This window comes from Variovorax sp. GW821-FHT06D12 (assembly GCF_059419205.1).
This window is the reverse complement of record NZ_JBWKRI010000001.1, coordinates 665,469-683,654: the sequence shown is the minus strand read 5'-3', so window position 1 is coordinate 683,654 and position 18,186 is coordinate 665,469. Positions and strand designations below refer to the sequence as shown.

Annotated in this window: 19 protein-coding genes; 5 read left to right on the top strand and 14 right to left on the bottom strand. The window is 69.2% G+C overall.

The features are described from left to right. Positions 1–87 precede the first annotated feature (87 nt). The gene (locus tag AC07SQ_RS03205; protein ID WP_070060930.1) at positions 88–681 is read left to right on the top strand and encodes a hypothetical protein; all 594 of its coding nucleotides are present in this window, start codon (positions 88–90) and stop codon (positions 679–681) included. Between the two features lie 5 nt (positions 682–686). Here AC07SQ_RS03205 and AC07SQ_RS03200 read toward each other — a convergent pair whose 3' ends face one another. Next, positions 687–1,523, bottom strand: coding sequence for a metal-dependent hydrolase (locus AC07SQ_RS03200; protein ID WP_070060929.1), 837 nt, complete (start codon positions 1,521–1,523; stop codon positions 687–689). 120 nt (positions 1,524–1,643) lie between these two features. On the opposite strand from AC07SQ_RS03200, the gene AC07SQ_RS03195 reads away from it, so the two are divergent. After that, the gene (locus tag AC07SQ_RS03195; protein ID WP_062473073.1) at positions 1,644–2,273 is read left to right on the top strand and encodes a TetR/AcrR family transcriptional regulator; all 630 of its coding nucleotides are present in this window, start codon (positions 1,644–1,646) and stop codon (positions 2,271–2,273) included. Here the strand turns inward: AC07SQ_RS03195 and AC07SQ_RS03190 are convergent. The 7 genes from AC07SQ_RS03190 to AC07SQ_RS03160 all read right to left on the bottom strand — a co-directional run bounded on the left by AC07SQ_RS03190 (position 2,270) and on the right by AC07SQ_RS03160 (position 10,732). Continuing rightward, on the bottom strand, positions 2,270–3,412 hold the full coding sequence (locus AC07SQ_RS03190; protein WP_495270747.1) for an ABC transporter permease: 1,143 nt from the start codon (positions 3,410–3,412) through the stop codon (positions 2,270–2,272). The two genes, AC07SQ_RS03195 and AC07SQ_RS03190, sit on opposite strands and share 4 nt — an antisense overlap. Continuing rightward, the gene (locus AC07SQ_RS03185; protein ID WP_139140214.1) at positions 3,412–4,596 is read right to left on the bottom strand and encodes an ABC transporter permease; all 1,185 of its coding nucleotides are present in this window, start codon (positions 4,594–4,596) and stop codon (positions 3,412–3,414) included. The genes AC07SQ_RS03190 and AC07SQ_RS03185 overlap by 1 nt, the downstream gene beginning before the upstream one ends. 13 nt (positions 4,597–4,609) lie before the next feature. After that, on the bottom strand, positions 4,610–5,596 hold the full coding sequence (locus AC07SQ_RS03180; protein WP_495270748.1) for an HlyD family secretion protein: 987 nt from the start codon (positions 5,594–5,596) through the stop codon (positions 4,610–4,612). A 2-nt stretch (positions 5,597–5,598) separates the two neighbouring features. Beyond that, a complete protein-coding gene (locus AC07SQ_RS03175) occupies positions 5,599–7,035 on the bottom strand; it encodes a TolC family protein (protein ID WP_495270749.1) in 1,437 nt (478 codons plus the stop codon). A 5-nt stretch (positions 7,036–7,040) separates the two neighbouring features. Beyond that, a complete protein-coding gene (locus AC07SQ_RS03170; RefSeq protein WP_159271604.1) occupies positions 7,041–7,772 on the bottom strand; it encodes a MerR family transcriptional regulator in 732 nt (243 codons plus the stop codon). Positions 7,773–7,845: 73 nt separating this feature from the next. Next, a complete protein-coding gene (locus AC07SQ_RS03165; RefSeq protein WP_062481424.1) occupies positions 7,846–8,214 on the bottom strand; it encodes a nuclear transport factor 2 family protein in 369 nt (122 codons plus the stop codon). A gap of 1 nt (position 8,215) precedes the next feature. Next, positions 8,216–10,732 carry a sodium-translocating pyrophosphatase gene (locus AC07SQ_RS03160; protein ID WP_495270750.1) on the bottom strand — a complete coding sequence of 839 codons (2,517 nt, stop codon included), beginning with the start codon at positions 10,730–10,732 and terminating at the stop codon, positions 8,216–8,218. 254 nt (positions 10,733–10,986) lie between these two features. Between AC07SQ_RS03160 and ppa the strand changes: the two genes are divergently transcribed. Then, positions 10,987–11,514, top strand: coding sequence for an inorganic diphosphatase (ppa, locus tag AC07SQ_RS03155; RefSeq protein WP_007834256.1), 528 nt, complete (start codon positions 10,987–10,989; stop codon positions 11,512–11,514). Positions 11,515–11,555: 41 nt separating this feature from the next. On the opposite strand, the gene AC07SQ_RS03150 is transcribed toward ppa, so the two are convergent. Together AC07SQ_RS03150 and AC07SQ_RS03145 are read right to left on the bottom strand one after the other, a co-directional pair. Beyond that, on the bottom strand, positions 11,556–12,308 hold the full coding sequence (locus AC07SQ_RS03150; protein ID WP_495270751.1) for a hypothetical protein: 753 nt from the start codon (positions 12,306–12,308) through the stop codon (positions 11,556–11,558). 77 nt (positions 12,309–12,385) lie between these two features. Then, positions 12,386–13,546 (bottom strand): GNAT family N-acetyltransferase, encoded by a 1,161-nt coding sequence (locus AC07SQ_RS03145; protein WP_495270752.1) that lies wholly within the window; start codon positions 13,544–13,546, stop codon positions 12,386–12,388. 19 nt (positions 13,547–13,565) lie between these two features. On the opposite strand from AC07SQ_RS03145, the gene AC07SQ_RS03140 reads away from it, so the two are divergent. After that, complete coding sequence (locus tag AC07SQ_RS03140; RefSeq protein WP_062481432.1) at positions 13,566–15,263, top strand: NAD+ synthase; 1,698 nt, start codon at positions 13,566–13,568, stop codon at positions 15,261–15,263. Then, positions 15,260–15,598, top strand: a complete 339-nt coding sequence (locus AC07SQ_RS03135) for a P-II family nitrogen regulator (protein WP_056580191.1) — start codon at positions 15,260–15,262, stop codon at positions 15,596–15,598. The genes AC07SQ_RS03140 and AC07SQ_RS03135 overlap by 4 nt, the downstream gene beginning before the upstream one ends. 124 nt (positions 15,599–15,722) lie before the next feature. Here AC07SQ_RS03135 and AC07SQ_RS03130 read toward each other — a convergent pair whose 3' ends face one another. The 4 genes from AC07SQ_RS03130 to AC07SQ_RS03115 are packed head-to-tail and all read right to left on the bottom strand — an operon-like array spanning position 15,723 to position 18,128. Further along, positions 15,723–16,313: an LOG family protein gene (locus AC07SQ_RS03130; RefSeq protein ID WP_493192143.1), complete on the bottom strand. Its 591-nt coding sequence runs from the start codon at positions 16,311–16,313 to the stop codon at positions 15,723–15,725. Positions 16,314–16,344: 31 nt separating this feature from the next. After that, the gene (locus AC07SQ_RS03125) at positions 16,345–16,743 is read right to left on the bottom strand and encodes a diacylglycerol kinase (protein ID WP_495270753.1); all 399 of its coding nucleotides are present in this window, start codon (positions 16,741–16,743) and stop codon (positions 16,345–16,347) included. Next, on the bottom strand, positions 16,740–17,300 hold the full coding sequence (locus AC07SQ_RS03120; protein WP_495270754.1) for an RDD family protein: 561 nt from the start codon (positions 17,298–17,300) through the stop codon (positions 16,740–16,742). Before AC07SQ_RS03120 ends, AC07SQ_RS03125 begins: the two co-directional genes overlap by 4 nt. A 12-nt stretch (positions 17,301–17,312) precedes the next feature. After that, positions 17,313–18,128 (bottom strand): DUF3106 domain-containing protein, encoded by an 816-nt coding sequence (locus AC07SQ_RS03115; RefSeq protein WP_495270755.1) that lies wholly within the window; start codon positions 18,126–18,128, stop codon positions 17,313–17,315. Between the last annotated feature and the right edge of the window lie 58 nt (positions 18,129–18,186).

The window sequence follows — 18,186 nt, the reverse complement described above, 5'->3', positions numbered from 1 at the left end:
GTAGCCGATGACCACTCAAATCCAGCAAGAAGGCGATCGGTGCCCCGCAGCGGGCGTGGATTTTTCTCTGCGTGGAGGGCCTGAGCTGTGAACAAGCCACGTCACGTCGTCATGCAGGTCGTCAAGCGCTCGTCCGGCAGCGCCACGCACCATGTCGAATTCCTCATGGACGACAACTTTGCCGAGCGCCTGCGCCAATTGCGCTCGCTGGTGCCGCCGCTGGGTGCCCTCAACAAGCAACGCGACCTCGTGATCGACAAGGTGCGCGTGCGCCTGCCCAACGCCATCTGGCGCTCGGGCAACGAGATCGCCATCGACGGCGGGGTGGACGGCTCCTGCATCGTGATCGCGGCCGAGGGCTCGTTCAACTGCGGCGGCAAGGACCGCCGCACGCGCGAAAAACTCGTGACCTACAACTTCTCGATCGCACGCCTGATCGAGCTGCACGGCGAACGCCCCGAAGGCGAAACGCTCTACATCCGCGACGGCGTGTTCGCCAATGACGAACCGGCCGAATCGCCGGCCGGCCGCTGGGTGGCTTCCATGCACGAACTCGAAGTGGTGATGCGCGTGCCCGATGCGCCGTCCGATTTCGACACGCTGCACGACCTCACGCTGCGCGCCGACGGGCAGCCGACGCAGGCGGGCGCGCTGAGCCCGCACCGCGCCAGCATCTACTGACGAACTCAGGCCGACGTGGCTGCAGGCGCGCCCACGGGCGTGAACTGCGCGCCGTTGTCGGCCAGCCAGCGTGCCGAGAGGCTGCTGTCCTGCTGGTCGGGGTGGAAGTCGCTGCGCAGGTACTGGCGCCAGCCCGCGAGATTGCCCCGCAGCAGGCCGCCGCGGCCCAGCAGGATGCGCGCGGCGCTCTTCCAGGTGGCCCACTTCCACAATTGCTTTTCATGCCGCAGGTTGTCGACCGTCTGGCGCATCAGGTCGCCGAGGAACATCACCGTCACGCGGCGGAACCAGCGCGTGCGCCATTCGTCGGAGCCGCCCGCGGCCTTGTAGATGTCGAAGGCCACGCTCTTGTGCTCCAGCTCTTCCGCGCTGTGCCACAGCCACATCGTGCGCAGCCGGGGCTCGGCGCCGTCGAGGATCTCGGGGCGGGCCAGCAGCCACTCGGCGAACATGGCCGTGAAGTGCTCGGTGGCGGCCGTCACGGCCAGCGCGTGGCGCGGATCGGCGCCGTCCATCAGCTCCATGCGCTGGCTGGCGCGCGCGGTCCAGCGGTCGACCAGGCCCTGCTGCTCGAGATGCGCGTTGAACAGCGAATGGATGCGCCGGTGCGTGGCTTCCTGGCCGATGAAGCCGCGCACGTCGGCGCGGTGGCGTTCCTGCACCTCGGGCGGCAGCGTGGCCATGGCATCGCGCACGGCGTCGATGAAGAACTGCTCGCCGAAGGGGAAGCTCATCGACAAGGCGTTGAAGAAAGCCGTCGAAAAGGCATCGCCGCCGCACCAATCGCGCGAGAAGGGCGGTTGCAGATCGATCAGCAGGCGGCGGACAACGAGTTCGGTCATGGGAAGGCAATTCCTGAGGTCGTGGGCACAAAGGTTGGTACAGATCCGTACCGCGTGCCGCCATGGTGCAATTGTGAGCTGGTACTGTCAAGTACCAAGGCGTAGGAAAATGAATCGCACATGACTGCCACCATCGACAAAACCGCCACGCCCGATGCCGCCGAAGGCGCGCCCAGCGAGCACTACGCGCGGCTGCTCCAGGGCATGGCGCATGCCGTGGCGGCCAAGGGCTACGCCGACACCACCATTGCCGACATCGTGCGCGAGGCCGCCGTGTCGCGGCGCACGTTCTACGAGCACTTCAGCACCAAGACCGAGTGCCTGATCGCGCTGTACGAAACGGCCAGCCGGCTCGGCCTGCAGGCCGTGAGCGAGGCCTTCGACCCGGCCCAGCCCTGGCACACGCAGGTGGAGCAGGCGATGACCGCCTACATGGACTACCTCGCCCAAGACCCGGTGCTGCTGCGCACGCTGTTCGTCGAGATCCTCGGGCTCGGGCTGCCGGGGCTGGCGGCGCGGCGGCGCGTGAACGGCGAGATCGCCAACTTCATCCAGGTGGCGATCAACAGCAGCGATTCAGGTGAGGTGCCCGCGGCGCACATGAGCAGCCAGATGGCGATGACGGTGGTGGGCGGCATCAACGAACTGGTGCTGCAGGCCATCGAGCAGGACCGCGTGGGCGACCTGCGCGAGCTGGTGGCGCCCGCCACGCGGCTGGTGCGCGCCGTCGCGGCCGACAGCCGACGCTAGTCGCGCTCGTTGTGGCGCGACGTGGCCGCAGCCCACAGCACGAGCAGTCCCGCCACCACCATCGCCGCCAGCGCGGCCAGATACGGCAGCACGTCGTGCAGCGGCGCCCCCATCTGGTTGAGCCGCAGCGAGGCCTGGATGCCCGCCGTGCTCGGGAACAGCCAGCGCAGCGCCTGCAGCGGCGCGGGCAGGGCCTCGACGGGCCATGAGAAGCCCGAGAGAAAGGCCATCGGCAGCGCAGTGAAGAGCAGCACCTGCAACGCACGCTCGCGGTCGCGGAACCAGCAGCCCAGCAGCAGGCCCAGCACGCAGATCGCCGGTACGTAGAACAGCAGCAGCACCAGCGCGGCGAACGGATTGCCGCCGCGCGAATAGTCCTGCAGGAAGAACACCCAGCCGAAATAGAACAGGCCGCTCAGCACGCCGAAGCCCGACAGCGCGCCCAGCCGCCCCAGCCACGCGCCCATGCCCGCGCGCAGCCGGCCGGCCTCGGCCCAGGTGCCGGCCAGCATCGCGGCGCCCATCAGCAGCGTCTGCTGCAGGATCAGCAGCGCCACCGCCGGCACCACGTAGCTGCCGTAACCCTCGGTCGGGTTGAACAGCGCCACCAGTTGCGTGTTGAGCGGGCTGCGGCTGCGCGCGGCCTGGACCGCGCTTTGGCCGCCGGCCTGCAGCTTGCGGATCTCGACGCCGGCCGACACCGTGCCCACCGCCTCCGAGAAACCGTAGAGCACCGCCTTGTTCAGAAGCGCGTAGGCGCCGTTGCCCTCGATGCTCACCACCGCCGGCGTACCGCGCAGCACGTTGCGCTTGAGGTCCTTTGGCAGCAGCGCATAGCCTTCGATCTCGCCGCGCCACAGCGCCTGCTGCGCCTCGTGCACGTCGGACGTGACCATGCGCACATCCAGCCGCGGGCTGGCCATGGCGAAGCGCGCGATCTGCCGCGACAGCCCGCTGTGGTCCTGATCGACCACCGCCACCGGCACCCGCGTGACGGCCTGCGTGCCGTAGGGCCACGGGTAGAAGAAGCCGTAGATGATGGGCGCGAGCAGCATGATCAGCAGCACGCCCTTGTCGCGCAGCACGCCGAGTGCGGTGTCGCGCCAAGCGGCGGCGAAGCCCTGGATGCGCGTGCTCATCAGCGGCCTCCCCACGTCTCGGGCGCCGCGGCGGCGCGCACCAGCAGCGTGGCCGACACGGCCAGCAGCACCGCGGTGCCCACCACCATCCACAGCGGCGTGGCGGCCGAGTAGGCCAGGGGCGCGCCCATCTGCAGCTGCTCCATCTGCACGCGGATGTAGTGCGTGTAGGGCAGCAGGCCGGCCCACAGCTGCGCGAGCACCGGCATGGCGACCAGCGGAAAGCCCACGCCGCCGAACGCGAAGGCCGGTGCGGTGATGAAGCCGGTGGCCGACAGCGCGGTGCGCAGCGAGCGCGTGAGGCTGGCCACGAAGGCGCCGAGCGCGATCGACAGCGCCAGGAACACCATCAGCGCGAACAGCGTCCATCCCACCGAGCCGACCGGGTGCCAGCCGCGGCCCGCCGTGATCCACAGCATGGCGGCCAAGCCCACCGCCGACAGGCTCGCGAACGGCAGCACCAGCTTGCCCGCCAGCGCGGCCAGCGCCTCGGTCCAGCGCGGCGCGGCGCCGAGCCAGCCGCCCAGGCTGCGGTCGCGCAGCTCGCGGCCCACGGCCCAGGCGCCGGCCGTCATCGCGAGGATGTGCAGCAGCGCGGGAATGAGCGCGGCGCCGAGAAACTGCTCGTAGTCGGTCGATGTGTTGAACAGCGCCACCATGCTGGCCTTGACCGGGTCCATGCTCACGCGCGCGGCCTTCATCGACTCGCCGCGCTTGTTGCGCACCGCAAGCTCGACGCCGGCCGACACCGTGGCGACGGCGGTGCGCACGTCGCGCTGGATCAGGCTCGAATGCGTGCCCAGCTGCGCGTTGTGCAGCAGCACGACCTGCCCGACGCGGCCCTGCTTGACGTCGCGGCTCAGTTCGCGCGGCAGCTGCACCGCCGCGTCGACGGCGCCGCTCGTGAGCGCGCGCTGCATCTCGCCTTCGTCGGCGTACTGCTGCGCCACGCGCAGGCCCGGCGTGGCGTCCAGGAAGCGCACCAGCTGGCGCGAGAGGGCGGAGTGGTCCTGGTCGAGCACGCCGATCGGCAGGCGCTCGGGCAGGCCGGCCGAGAAGATCCACCAGATCAGGAACACCGCGAGCAGCGGCACCCACGAGATCATGGCCAGGTCCCACGGGCGCGTGCGCAGCAGCGCGAATTCGCGCCGGGCGCTGGCGGTGGAAAAGCCGCGCAGGCTCATGGCGGGTACGGCGTCAGTCGACCAGAACGCTCATGCCGGGGCGCGCGCCTTCGATCGGCTTGAGCGGCCGGGCGCGGACCTCGAAGGTGCGCACGTCGAAGCCGGCGCCGCCGCGCGTGGCGCGCCAGGTGGCGAAGTCGGGCAGAACGCCGCTGTAGTAGACCTTGAAGCGGGCGGTGCGCCGGTCCTCGGGCAGGGCGGGCAGGCGGGCGTCGAATTCCTTGTCGAGCGCGAAGCGGGCCAGCCGGTCTTCGCGCACGTTGAGCACCACCCACTGGTCGTTCAGGTCGACCACCGTGGCCACGGCCACACCCTGCGGCGAGAGTTCGCCGACTTTGGCGAGCACCTTGGCCACCTCGCCGCCGACCGGGCTGCGCAGCTCGGTCTCGGCCTTGGCGGCTTCCACCTCGGCGACCACGCCGGCCACCTGCCGCGCCTGTGCGTTGGCAGCGGCCTTGTCCTCGGGGCGGGCGCCGGTGCGCGCCATGTCGTACTGCGCCTTGGCCGCCACGGCGGCGTCGCGCGAGGCCTTCCAGTTGGCTTCGGCTTCGTCGCGTTTCTGGTCGGCCACGAGGCCGTCGCGCGCCAGGCCGTCGACACGGCGGAACGAGGTCTGCGCGAGCTGGGCGGCGGTCTCGGCGCGCTGCCACTGCATGCGCGCCATTTCGATTTCTTGCGGGCGGGCGCCGTTCTGCGCCTTGTCGGCCACGGCCTGCGCGGCCTGTTCGGCGGCGGTGGCCTGCGCCAGCTTGGCGCGCACCTCGGGGCTGTCCATGCGCACCAGCAGGGCGCCGGCCTGGATGCGGTCGCCTTCCTTCACCGCCACTTCGGCGATGCGGGCCGTGACCTTGCCGGCCACGTCGGTCTCGCGCGCTTCCATCTGGCCCTGGAACACCTCGGGCGCCGGCTGCGCGGCGCGCCAGAAGCCCCAGACGAGCAGCACCAGCACGAGCAGTGCGGCGGCGATGGCGATCAGTCGGCGGGTCTTGGCACTCATCATGGTCAGTTCACCTTCACGTCGGCGCGCGCGATGTAGTCGGAAAAGGTCTCGGACAGGCCCGCGCTCTCGAGCAGCTGCGCGAGCGCCTGCACGTAGTCGTTGGCGGCCTGCGCGCGTTCGGTCAGCACCTTGGCCTGGTTGGTCTCGGCGTCGATCAGGTCGAGCGTGGTGCTGGTGCCTTCGCGCAGCCCGGCGGTGCGCAGCTTGACCACCTCCTGTGCAAGCTCGACCGAGACCTTCATCTCCAGGTACTGGCGGCGTGCGTTGTCCAGCGCGCGCCAGTTGCGTTCGACCAGCAGCGAGATGTCGCTGCGCGCCTGCAGGTCGGTGCGCTCGGCCCGTTCGACCTGCTTGTGCGAGGCAGCCGACAGTGCGTTGCGGTCGACCGAGTCGTACAGCGTCCAGCGCACGCCGAGGCCGGCCACCCAGTCGGCGTTGCCGCTCTTGATTTCGCGCGTACCGAAGGCAATCACCTGCGGCCGGCGCAAGGCTTCTTCGCCCTCGTGCAGCTGCTCGGCCTGTGCCTTCTTGGCTGCGACCTTGCCCAGGCCCGGATGCCGCGTGAGCGCCGCATCGATGAAGTGGCCGAGCGGTTCGATCGGCGCGCTGATGAGAAACAGCGGCGTCTGCGGCGTGACGCTGCCCTCGGCGCGCACGGTGCGCGCCAGGGCCACCCCCGCGAGCGCGGCGTCGTTCTCGGCCTTGCGGGCGTTGCGGCGCGCTTCTTCATACGCGGCGCTGGCCTGCAGCCGCTCGACGCGCGAGATCACGCCGGCCGCGAGCATCTTCTGCGCCGCCGCGTCGTGTTGCGCGATGGTGCGCTCGGCCTGCAGGCGCAGCGTGGCGGCGCGCTGCGCGAGCTGGGCGCCGAAGTAGCGCTGCACCAGCAGCGTATCGACCTCGTGGCCGGCCTGTTCGGCATCGGCCTGGGCTTCGCGCGCCTGCGCCGAGACGAAGCCGCGCACCGCGTCGGTCGCGCCGCCCAGGTAGAGCGGCCACACGGCCGACACCGAGGCGTTGGCGCCGGTGTCGTGGCGGTTCAGCGTGTAGCTGTTGGGCAGCTGCGGAATCGGCACGCGCGAGACGAAGCTCTGGATCGACGGCGGCAGCGACGAACCGATCTGGCCGAGCTTCTGGTTGAGCGGGTCGAGGTCGAGGTTCAGGTTCGCGTTGTACGCATAGGCCAGCCCCGAGATGCTGACCACCGGCCCGCCCAGGCGCTTGACGCCTTCGCTCTGCAGTTCCTTGGCCTCGACGGCCATGCGCGCGGCGGCCAGCTTGTCGGAGCGCTCGACCATGCGCTGGCGCGCGGCGTCGAAGCTCAGCGCCAGCGTGGAGGTGGTGTCGCCGCGGGCCTGCTGCTGCGCGAAAGCCGCGCCGCCGAGAAAGGCCGGCAACAGCAGCAGGGACGGAAGAAGGGCGAGGCGAGGTCGTGTCATCGGCATCAGGCGGTCTTGTGCAGCAGGGCGTCGAGCTCCTGCTGCAGGATCACGGGAAAGGCGGCCTGCACCGCCCCGGTGGCCAAGGGCCGTGCTTTCTCGAGCAGCTGCGCGGCGCGGCCGGCATCGAGGGTGTCGCCGGAAAGCAGGCTGTCGGCCAGCGTGCGCAGCCAGCGCCGCGCCACGGTGCGCAGCGTGCGCACCATGGTTTCCTGCATGCCGATGACCGCTTCGAGCGGCAGGCCCAGCGCGGCCAGCTGTTCGGCGACCTGGCCGAGCGCCGGGCTCAGCACCTGCACCTGGCCGTCGGGCAGTTCGCGCATGAGGCCGGCGCGGGTGGCGCGGCCGAGCAGGGCGGGCGTCATCTGGCCCTGCCACTTGGTGGCCAGCGCCTGGGCCGACACCACCACGGGCGTTTCTTCGGCGAACAGGCTGCCCGACACCGAGCGGGCCACGGCCAGCAGATCGGGCCAGGTGGAGGCCGGCGCGCGCGTGAAGATGCGGCGGATCGCCTCGATGCCGAAGCCCTGTTCGCGCAGTTCGCGGATCAGCGCCAGGCGTTGGACATGGTCGGCGCCGTACAGGCCGAGCCGGCCCTGCAGCCGCGGCGGCGGCAGCAGGCCGCCCGTGGTGTAGGCGCGGATGTTGCGCACCGTGACGCCCGTGCGCGCCGCAAGGGCCTCGATGGAGAGGTCCTGCGGGGCCGTGGAATCGGGCGTGGCGGTGGATGCGTTCATGTGACAGTTTCAATGTTACATCGAAAATGTTGCATAAAACCAGCCCGGATCGTGCAGTCCGGGCGCCGCATCCTCAGCCCGGCTTGCGCTGCGCCGGGTCGTAGAAGAACTGTTCTTCGGCGATGCGCTCGCCGTCCCAGCGCTGCCAGGCGATCTCTTCCATGCGCATGCGCCCGCCGCCCTTGAACGTGAACTCGAAGATCCAGTGGATGCCGACGTGGTCGCCGTTCACCAGCACCGGCCGCACGCAGGTCGACGCCACCGACTCGGTGCGCGCGAGCACGGCGCTTTCCTGCGCGACCAGCGTGCTGCGCCCGCGCCGCGGCTCGGCCTGGTTCTCGCGCATGGTGGCGTCTTCGGTGTAGAAATCTTCGATGACCTGGGCATGCGCGCCGCCTTCGACGGCGGCAATGAAGGCTTCGAGCCGGGCGGGCGTGGGCATGTCAGGACTTCACTTTCACTTCGACGCGGCGCGCTTCCGAGGCTGGCCCGTCGGCCTGCGACTGCTCGGGCTTGGCGAGTTCGATCTTGTCCTCGGGCGCGCCTGCCGCCTTGATGGCGTCGCGCACGGCCATGGCGCGCTGCTTGGCCAGCTCGGCGTTCTTGGCCGCGTCGCCGCTGGCGTCGTGATAGCCGCTCACCAGCACGGTGCTGCCGCTCTGCACGGCCTTGATGACGTCGGACAGCGCCTCCTTGGCGTTGGGCGCGACCTCGGCGCTGGCGCTTGCGAAGTAGAACTTGACGATGCCGTTCTCGACCTTCACCGCGGCGGCTTCGGTGGCTCCGACGGCCGCCGAGGCGAGGGTGGCGGCCGGCGTGGCTGCCGGTGCCATTGCGGCGGGGGCCGTGGCTGCAGGCGGGGTCTCGATCTTGGTCGGCACGGCCGCTGCCGCATCGCCGGCGTGGAACTTGACCACCAGCGGCACGATCAGCAGCGCCACGATGTTGATGATCTTGATCAGCGGGTTCACCGCGGGGCCGGCCGTGTCCTTGTAGGGGTCGCCCACGGTGTCGCCGGTGACGGCCGCCTTGTGCGCCTCGGAGCCCTTGCCGCCGTGGTGGCCGTCTTCGATGTACTTCTTGGCGTTGTCCCATGCACCGCCGCCCGTGCACATCGAGATGGCGACGAACAGGCCCGTGACGATGGTGCCCATCAGCAGGCCGCCCAGCGCCTTCGGTCCGAGCAGCAGGCCGACCAGGATCGGCACCACCACCGGCAGCAGCGAGGGGATCATCATTTCCTTGATGGCCGCGCCGGTCAGCATGCCCACGGCCTTGCCGTACTCGGGCTTGCCGGTGCCTTCCATGATGCCGGGGATCTCGCGGAACTGGCGGCGCACTTCTTCCACCACCGCACCGGCCGCGCGGCCCACGGCCTCCATGGCCATCGCGCCGAAGAGGTAGGGGATCAGGCCGCCGATGAACAGGCCCACGATCACCATCGGGTCGCTCAGGTTGAAGCTGATGTTCAGCCCGAAGCTCTCCAGCTTGTGGGTGTAGTCGGCAAAGAGCACCAGCGAGGCCAGGCCGGCCGAGCCGATGGCGTAGCCCTTGGTCACGGCCTTGGTGGTGTTGCCGACGGCGTCGAGCGGGTCGGTCACGGCGCGCACGCTGTCGGGCAGCTCGCTCATCTCGGCGATGCCGCCGGCGTTGTCGGTGATGGGGCCGTAGGCGTCCAGTGCCACCACGATGCCGGCCATGCTCAGCATCGACGTCGCGGCCACCGCGATGCCGTACAGGCCCGCGAGGGCGTAGGAGGCCAGGATCGCGATGCACACGAAGATCACCGGCCAGGCCGTGGAGCGCATCGACACGCCCAGGCCCGCGATGATGTTGGTGCCGTGGCCGGTGGTCGAGGCCTGTGCGATGTGCTGCACGGGCTTGTACTGCGTGCCGGTGTAGTACTCGGTGACCCACACCAGCGCGGCCGTGAGCGCCAGGCCCACGAAGCAGGCACCGAACAGCTTCAGCTGGCTGCCGCTGGCGGCAATGGCGTTGTCGGGAATGATCCAGCTCGTGACGAACCAGAATGCGATCAGCGAAAGGATGCCTGCCACCGCCAGGCCCTTGTAGAGCGCCGGCATCACGTTGACCATGCCTGGCGACGCCTTCACGAAGAAGCAGCCGATGATCGACGCGATGATCGACACGCCGCCCAGCGCCAGCGGGTACAGCACCGCGTCCAGCGGCGCCGCCGTGACCATCAGCGCGCCCAGCACCATGGTGGCGATCAGCGTCACCGCGTAGGTCTCGAACAGGTCGGCCGCCATGCCGGCGCAATCGCCGACGTTGTCGCCCACGTTGTCGGCGATCACCGCCGGGTTGCGCGGGTCGTCTTCTGGAATGCCGGCCTCGACCTTGCCCACCAGGTCGGCGCCGACGTCAGCGCCCTTGGTGAAGATGCCGCCGCCCAGGCGCGCGAAGATCGAGATCAGCGAGGAGCCGAAGGCAAAGCCGATCAGCGGATTGAGGATGGCCGCAAGGCTGTGGTCCGCCTTCGGCGCGCTGCCGGCCAGGAACCAGTAGAAGCCCGTCACGCCCAAGAGGCCCAGACCCACCACCAGCATGCCGGTGATGGCGCCGCCGCGAAACGCCACGTCGAGCGCCGGGCCGATGCCTTTGGTGGCGGCCTGTGCCGTGCGCACATTGGCGCGCACCGACACGTTCATGCCGATGAAGCCGCAGGCGCCCGAGAGCACCGCGCCGACCACGAAGCCGACGGCCGTGGTCAGGTCGAGGAAGAGGGCGATGAGCACCGCGAGCACCACGCCGACCACCGCGATGGTGGTGTACTGCTTGGCGAGGTAGGCCGAGGCACCGGCCTGGATGGCTGCGGCGATTTCCTGCATCCGGGCGTTGCCCGGGTCCTTGGCGAGAATCCAACTTCGGGCCCAGAAACCGTAGCCCACGGCCACCAGGCCGCAGACGATGGCAAGAATCAGGGGGGTGTTGCCGCTCATGCTTTGCTTCTCCATTCGTTCGTTGTGACTTGTGGAGACGGACAGCCTGGGCCCTGCGCGCAACGCGTACGGGACCATGTTCTCCGCCGCGTTGCTTCCTCGAAGCTCGCTGCACCGGAGGTGCGGAGCCGATTGGCCAACGCTTGCAATTTACAGGCAAAAACACACACGCGTGCGACCGGCCCGTGACACGGAAAGTAAACTCCGGGTTTGTCCCCATCCGTCTCATACTTTTCAACTACTCGAAAAACGTCATGTCCTTCGACAAAGTCTCCCCCGGCAAGAACGTCCCCGACGCCTTCAATGTCGTGATCGAAATCCCGATGAACGCCGACCCGATCAAGTACGAAGTCGACAAGGAATCGGGCGCGATCTTCGTGGACCGCTTCATGACGACGGCCATGTACTACCCCGCCAACTACGGCTACGTGCCGCAGACCCTGTCGGGCGACGGCGACCCGGTCGACGTGCTGGTGATCGCCCCGTACCCGCTGCTGCCGGGCGTGGTCGTGCCCTGCCGCCCCCTGGGCATCCTGATGATGGAAGACGAAGCCGGCGTCGACGGCAAGGTGCTGGCCGTGCCCACCGACAAGGTGCTGCCGATCTACAGCCACTGGAAGTCGGTCGACGACGTGAACCCGATGCGCCTGAAGGCCATCAGCCACTTCTTCGAGCACTACAAGGACCTGGAAGCCGGCAAGTGGGTCAAGGTGCTGGGCTGGGAAGGCATCGACGCCGCCAAGAAGGAAGTTCTCGACGGCATCGCCGCGTACAAGAAGTAATTTCTTTCGCTTGAAAGAAACGGCCTGGAGGCTCCGGGCCGTCAGCCCCGGATCGCATCCCCGGCCAGCCGCATCCATTCGCGGTTGACGCCTCGCGCATGCGAGTTCCAGTGGCGCGCAGCCTGCTGCAGCTCGTTCCAATGGCGCTTCGCAGCGGCGGTGTCGCCTTGCTGCGCCAGCCACGCGATGTAGCGGGCGCGCGTTTCCACCGTGTTGTACGTGCTCAGCGCCGCCTCGAAGGCTTCGCGCGCTTCCGGCGTGCGGCCCTCGGCGGCGAGCGCGCGGGCGTTCAGCACGGCAACCTCGTCCTTGCGGTAGTCGTCGCGTGTGGCGCGCAGGTTCTGCAGTGCCTGCGAGGCTTCGCGGGCCGAGGCCGGGCTGCCTTCGGCGACCAGCGCGCTGGCCAGGCCGAACTGCAGTTCGGGGTCGGAGGCGAAGGGGCCTTTCAGTGCGTCGCGGTAGTGCCCGACGGCGTCGGCCGCCTGGCCGCGGTCCAGCGCAGCCTTGGCCAGGCGCAGTTTGTTCTGCGCCGTGGGCGCGAGGTCGTAAGCCTCGGCGGCGGCGCGGTACTCGCGCTCGGGGTCGATGAAGCCGATGGCCGCGTTCGCCACCTTGCCCGCGGTGCGCTGCATGCGCGAGGCCGGCAGGTACTCGACCACGAAGTACACGATGCTGCCGAGCAGCGGAAAGCTGAAGAGGATGATGAGCCAGTACATCTGCTTGCCGTGGCGCATGGCATGCACGGCGAAGTACAGCGCGATGAGGATGTGCAGTCCCAGTCCGACGAATGGCATCGGTGCTCCCTGTGTGTTGTGTGTGGTTGTTTGAGTGCCGGGCGGCTTTATAGCAGCCCCCGGCGCTCCCGCGCCGATCAGGTCGCCTTGAACGGGCTGCGCTCGCCGAGGTGGTCCATGTAGTTCTCGATGCCGGCGCCTTCGCGCTCGAGGAAGCGCTCGACCGCATCGGCGAACGACGGGTGCGCGAGCCAGTGGGCGCTGGTGGTGCGCACCGGCATCAGCGCGCGGGCCATCTTGTGCTCGCCCTGCGCGCCGCCTTCGAAGCGCACTGCGCCGTGCGCGATGCACCAGGCGATGGGCTGGTAGTAGCAGGCCTCGAAGTGCAGGCAGTCGACGCGCTCCAGCGCGCCCCAGTAGCGGCCGTAGGCCACCAGCGGCTGGGCTTCATCGGTGGAGAGCGCGATCAGGCTGGTCGCGATGGGGCGCTCGTCGCGCTCCGCCACGAACAGCAGCCACGCCTCGGGCAACGTGTCGGCCATGCGCTGGAAGAAATCGCGCGTGAGGTAGGGCGGGTTGCCGTGCTCGCGGTAAGTACGCTCGTAGCAGCGGTAGAAGAAATCCCAATCGGCGGCGGCGATGTCGGTGCCGCGCGACCAGCGGAAGCTGACGCCAGCCTCGGCGACCTTGCGGCGCTCCTGGCGGATCTTCTTGCGCTTGTCGTGCGAGAGGCTTGCCAGGAAGGCGTCGAAGTTGGTGTAGCCGGGTTGCGTGTTCGTCCAGTGGAACTGCACCGTATGGCGCAGCATCAGCCCGGCTTCGGTGCACGCGGCGATGTCGGCGTCGGCGCCGAACAGCAGATGCAAAGACGAAAGTTCCTGTTCCTTGCAGACCGCCACCAGCGCCTGCACCAGCAGCGTGCGGCTTGGCGCGTCGCGTGCCAGCAGCCGGGCGCCGGGCACGGGTGTGAAGGGCGCTGCCACCACGGCCTTCGGGTAGTAGGCCAGCCCGTGCTGTTCGTAGGCGTTGGCCCAGGCCCAGTCGAACACGTACTCGCCATAGGAATGGTCCTTGAGGTAGAGCGCGCAGGCGGCTTCGAGCACCTCGCCGCGCCACAGCGTGACGAACTGCGGTGTCCATCCGCGCTCGGGCGAGGCGCTGCCGCTGTCGTGCATCGCCGCGAGGTATTCGTGGCGCATGAAGGGCGAGGGCTCGGGCTGCGCGGCGAGCAGGGCGTTCCAGGCTTGCGGGTCGATGTCCGACGGCGACGCCAGAACCCGAATGACATAATCGTTCAAGCCTTTTTCTTCCTTCTGTATGACGCTCAAGCTCGCCATCGCGCAACTCAATTTTGTGGTGGGCGACCTCGTCGGCAATGCGCAGAAGATCGTCGGCGCCGCACGCGAGGCCTACGCGCAAGGCGCGCGCCTTCTGCTGACACCCGAACTCTCGATTGCCGGCTACGCGGCGGAAGACCTGTTCCTCCGTCCCGCCTTCACCGAAGCCTGTGATGATGCCGTGAAAGGCATCGCCGCCGCGCTGGCCGACCTCAAAGACATGGTCGTGGTGGTGGGGCATCCCAGCGGCGGCAGCCTGCGCAGCCGATCTGTGGCCGTGCAGTTGCGCCACAACGCGGCCAGCGTGCTCAAGGAAGGCCGCATCCTCGAGACCTACGCCAAGCGCGAACTGCCGAACTACCAGGTGTTCGACGAGCGCCGCTACTTCACGCCGGGGCAGGGCACCTGCGTGTTCGAGGCGGGCGGCGTGTCGGTCGGGCTGCTGATCTGCGAGGACGCCTGGTTCGACGCACCGGCCGAGCTGGCGCGCGCCGGCGGCGCCGAGGTGCTGGCGGTGATCAACGCCTCGCCGTACCACGTGGGCAAGGAAGGCGAGCGCGTGGCGCGCATGGCCGACCGCGCACGCGCCGTGGGGCTGCCGCTGGTCTACGCGCACCTGGTGGGCGGGCAGGACGAGGTGGTGTTCGACGGCGCCTCGTTCGCGCTGCAGGCCGACGGCGCGCTGGCCGCGCAGGCCGAGAGCTTTCGCGAGCGGCTGGTCTTCATGGAGCTCGCGCGCGGGGCGCAGGGCGGCGTCGCCGTCGTGGCCGATCCGTCGGCCATCGCCGCGCCGCGCGACGCCGAGGCGCAGCTGTGGGACGCGCTGGTGCTCGGTGTGCGCGACTACGTCGGCAAGAACGGTTTTCCGGGCGCGATCCTGGGGCTGTCGGGCGGCATCGACTCGGCACTGGTGCTCGCGATCGCGGTGGACGCGCTGGGCAAGGACAAGGTCCGCGCGGTGATGATGCCGTCGCCCTACACGGCCGACATCAGCTGGATCGACGCGCGGGACATGGCCGGCCGGCTGGGCGTGCGCTACGACGAGATTTCGATCAAGCACACCTTCGAGTCCTTCAAGGCCGCGCTGGCCGGGGAGTTCGCGGGCCGGCCGGAAGACACGGCCGAGGAGAACATCCAGGCCCGCATCCGCGGCACGCTGCTGATGGGGCTGTCGAACAAGTTCGGCGCCATCGTGCTGACCACCGGCAACAAGAGCGAGATGGCCACCGGCTACTGCACGCTCTACGGCGACATGGCGGGCGGCTTCGCGGTCATCAAGGACCTGCTCAAGACCACGGTGTTCGCGTTGGCGCGCTGGCGCAACGCCCACGACCCGTACGGCACCGGCGCGGCGCCGATTCCCGAGCGCATCATCACGCGGCCCCCGAGCGCCGAGCTGCGCCCCGACCAGACCGACCAGGACAGCCTGCCGCCCTACGACGTGCTGGACGGCATCCTGGCACGCTACATGCAGGACGATGAAGGCATCGACGAGATCATTGCCGCGGGCTACGACCGCGCGGTGGTCGAGCGGGTTGCGCGGCTCATCAGGATCAACGAATACAAGCGGCGCCAGGCGCCCGTAGGCATCCGGGTCACCCACCGAAGCTTCGGCAAGGATTGGCGTTACCCTATCACCAGCAAGTTCAACGAAACCGCCGGAGCACAAAAACCATGAAGCAGATCACCGCCATCGTCAAACCCTTCAAGCTCGAGGACGTGCGCGAAGCCCTCGCCGAAGTGGGTGTCACCGGCCTCACGGTGACCGAGGTCAAGGGCTTCGGCCGCCAGAAGGGCCACACCGAGCTGTACCGCGGCGCCGAGTACGTGGTCGACTTCCTGCCCAAGATGAAGGTCGAAGTGGTCGTCAACGAGAGCGACGTGGAGCGCTGCATCGAGGCCATCGTGAGCTCGGCGCGCACGGGCAAGATCGGCGACGGCAAGATCTTCGTGACCGAGGTGGAGCGCATCGTGCGCATCCGCACCGGCGAAGAAAACGAAAACGCAGTTTAAAAGCTCGCCCCCAGGCTGCGCGCACTTCGTGTCGCTTCGCCAACCCCCTACCGGGGGCAACACCAGCGGCCCGGCAAAGCCGGTTCCGCGGTGTTCGCTGGAATGAGGCGGGGGCCCGTTCCGGTCAGAGGTTCTCTGACAGCTTGTCGTCGCGGGGGTGCAGGGGGACTTCGGCGCGCAGCGCGGTCAGCAGTTCGGGCACGTCGGTGCCGGTGCGCACCAGGTCCATCTGCCATTCGCCCATGAAGCCCTCGCGCACGCTGTGCGCCAGGAAGCCCAGCAGGCCGTCGTAGTAGCCGGCGGTGTTGAGGATGCCGGTCGGCTTGTCGTGGTAGCCGAGCTGGCGCCAGGTCCAGATCTCGAACAGTTCTTCGAAGGTGCCGATGCCGCCCGCCATCGCGAGGAAGGCGTCGGCGCGCTCGCCCATCATGGCCTTGCGCTCGTGCATGGTGTCGACCACGTGCAGCTCGTCGCACAGGGGGTTGGCCAGTTCCTTGTCGACCAGGGCCTTGGGGATGATGCCGACGACGCGGCCGCCGGCCTGGCGGGTGGCCTCGGCCACCGTGCCCATCAGGCCGGTGCGGCCGCCGCCGTAGACGAGCTGGCCGTTGTGGCTGCCGATCCACTGGCCCACGGCCTGGGCGGCCTGGGAAAACTCGGGGCGCTCGCCGGGGCGCGAGCCGCAATACACGCAAATCGAAAATTCAGGGGTCATCCTGCGATCATGCCGCAGGCGGCGGACCCGCTCATGACACGAAGCGTTGCCACAGGGCCGCGGCCCAGATGCCGCCGCACAGCGTGAGCGACAGCAGGACGGCGGCGCTGCCCATGTCCTTCGCGCGCTTGGAGAGGTCGTGCCATTCGGGGCCGATGCGGTCGATGGCGGCTTCCACTGCCGTGTTGAGCAGCTCCACGATCATCACCAGGACGGCACTGCCGGCGAGCAGCGCCACCTCGACCCAGCTGCGCCCGAGCCAGAAGGCGGTCGGGATCATCAGCATCGACAGGATGGCTTCCTGGCGGAACGCCGGCTCGCTCCAGCCGGCGCGCAGGCCGTGCAGCGAGATCAGGGTGGCGTGCCAGACGCGCTCGAAGCCCTTGCGGGCCTTCTGCGGGTTGACGGCGGGGTCGGGCAGGGCACTCATTGGCGGCTCATCGGCTTGGAGGTGATGAGCCGCGTACCGGCCCAGGCGTCGTGCCAGAACTGGCGCTCGGGGTGAAAACGGGCCAGCAGCGCCCAGATGGCGACCCAGCCGAAGATCAGGACGGTCGACTCGCCGCCCGAGAGCTTGAACGGGGCGATGGCGGCCAGCGGCGGCAGGAACCACACCCAGCTCAGCAGGTAGCGCGCCAGTGCGCGGCCCTGGCTGACGGGCCGGCCGTGGCGGTCGACGATGCGGATGTTCCAGGTCTTCATGGCCAGCGTCTGGCCCTTGGCCCAGAACCAGACGAAGTAGACGCCGAACACCACGAAGAGGAAGGCCTGCAGCAGGTGCCGCCGTTCGTCCATGGCGTCGCGCATCTGGCCCAGCGTGCTGAACAGCCAGCCGGACACGAAAACGACCGCGAACAGCAGCATGCCCTCATAGAGCCAGCAGGCCATGCGCCGCCACAGGCCAGGCACCGCGGGAGCGTTGGGGGTGGATGCAGAGGGCGAGGCCGACTGGCCGGGTCCCGAGGCCTCGGGCGAACTGGAAACCATCGAAACCTTCGGTCAGGGGGCGGAGGACGAGGCCGCAGGCGCCGTGGCCGCGGACGGCGCTGGCACCTGGGCTTCGGCGGGCACCGGTGGCGGCGTGAGGCTGCTCGGTGCCGACGCCGCTGGAGCGACGACGGTGCTGGCCGGCACGGCGGTGCGTTCCACGGCGGCAGGTGGCGTCGCCGGCGAACTCACCACGATGGCCGCCGGCGGCAGCACGGGCGTGGGGGGCGTGGCCGGCACGATGCGGGGCGTGTGCTGTCCGGGCGGTGTGACGGCCGGCACAGGCACGAGTTTTTGCGACGAGACCGGGCGCACCGGCAGGGCGGCGCCGCGGGGCTTGGGCGGGGCACTCTCGGCGAGCTTGCGTTTTTCTTCTTCGCTCAGCGCCTGGTACTGCTCCCACTTGAGCTTGCGCTCGTCGGCAGGCACGCGCTTGACCTCGGCGAAATTCAGGCGGGCCTGCGCGCGCTGCTGGTTGCTCAGCGCCGCCCATTCGATCATGCGGCTGTGCAGCGTGACCTGGTCGTCGGCGGGCATGTTCGCGTAGTTGCGCGACAAGGCCAGCCACTTGCGCTTTTGGCCGGCGTTCAGCGTGTTCCAGTGCGAAGCCAGCGGCTTCAGGGCGTGCTGCTGCTCATTGCTCAGTTCGTTCCACAGGGGCTTGGTCGTGGCGACGGCCTTGGGGCTTGCCGCGCCATTGGTGGCTGCGGCGTGCGTGGCGGGCTTGGCGGTTTCGGGCAGCGTCTGTGCATCGGCCAGCGTCAGGCCGAAGGCGGCGGCTGCCAGCGCACCCGCCCAAACGACGGCGCCCGCCGGGAGCGGGCGCAACGGAAGCAGGGCTTTCGCACGGGAAACGGAGCGGCGTCGCATTCGGTCGGGCAAGGTG

Excerpts from the sequence above, each read along its gene's own strand:
- AC07SQ_RS03200 (WP_070060929.1), bottom strand. The coding sequence starts at position 1,523 with ATGACCGAACTCGTTGTCCGCCGCCTGCTGATCGATCTGCAACCGCCC.
- AC07SQ_RS03195 (WP_062473073.1), top strand. The coding sequence starts at position 1,644 with ATGACTGCCACCATCGACAAAACCGCCACGCCCGATGCCGCCGAAGGC.
- AC07SQ_RS03190 (WP_495270747.1), bottom strand. The coding sequence starts at position 3,412 with ATGAGCACGCGCATCCAGGGCTTCGCCGCCGCTTGGCGCGACACCGCA.
- AC07SQ_RS03185 (WP_139140214.1), bottom strand. The coding sequence starts at position 4,596 with ATGAGCCTGCGCGGCTTTTCCACCGCCAGCGCCCGGCGCGAATTCGCG.
- AC07SQ_RS03180 (WP_495270748.1), bottom strand. The coding sequence starts at position 5,596 with ATGATGAGTGCCAAGACCCGCCGACTGATCGCCATCGCCGCCGCACTG.
- AC07SQ_RS03175 (WP_495270749.1), bottom strand. The coding sequence starts at position 7,035 with ATGACACGACCTCGCCTCGCCCTTCTTCCGTCCCTGCTGCTGTTGCCG.
- AC07SQ_RS03170 (WP_159271604.1), bottom strand. The coding sequence starts at position 7,772 with ATGAACGCATCCACCGCCACGCCCGATTCCACGGCCCCGCAGGACCTC.
- AC07SQ_RS03165 (WP_062481424.1), bottom strand. The coding sequence starts at position 8,214 with ATGCCCACGCCCGCCCGGCTCGAAGCCTTCATTGCCGCCGTCGAAGGC.
- AC07SQ_RS03160 (WP_495270750.1), bottom strand. The coding sequence starts at position 10,732 with ATGAGCGGCAACACCCCCCTGATTCTTGCCATCGTCTGCGGCCTGGTG.
- ppa (WP_007834256.1), top strand. The coding sequence starts at position 10,987 with ATGTCCTTCGACAAAGTCTCCCCCGGCAAGAACGTCCCCGACGCCTTC.
- AC07SQ_RS03150 (WP_495270751.1), bottom strand. The coding sequence starts at position 12,308 with ATGCCATTCGTCGGACTGGGACTGCACATCCTCATCGCGCTGTACTTC.
- AC07SQ_RS03140 (WP_062481432.1), top strand. The coding sequence starts at position 13,566 with ATGACGCTCAAGCTCGCCATCGCGCAACTCAATTTTGTGGTGGGCGAC.
- AC07SQ_RS03135 (WP_056580191.1), top strand. The coding sequence starts at position 15,260 with ATGAAGCAGATCACCGCCATCGTCAAACCCTTCAAGCTCGAGGACGTG.
- AC07SQ_RS03130 (WP_493192143.1), bottom strand. The coding sequence starts at position 16,313 with ATGACCCCTGAATTTTCGATTTGCGTGTATTGCGGCTCGCGCCCCGGC.
- AC07SQ_RS03125 (WP_495270753.1), bottom strand. The coding sequence starts at position 16,743 with ATGAGTGCCCTGCCCGACCCCGCCGTCAACCCGCAGAAGGCCCGCAAG.
- AC07SQ_RS03120 (WP_495270754.1), bottom strand. The coding sequence starts at position 17,300 with ATGGTTTCCAGTTCGCCCGAGGCCTCGGGACCCGGCCAGTCGGCCTCG.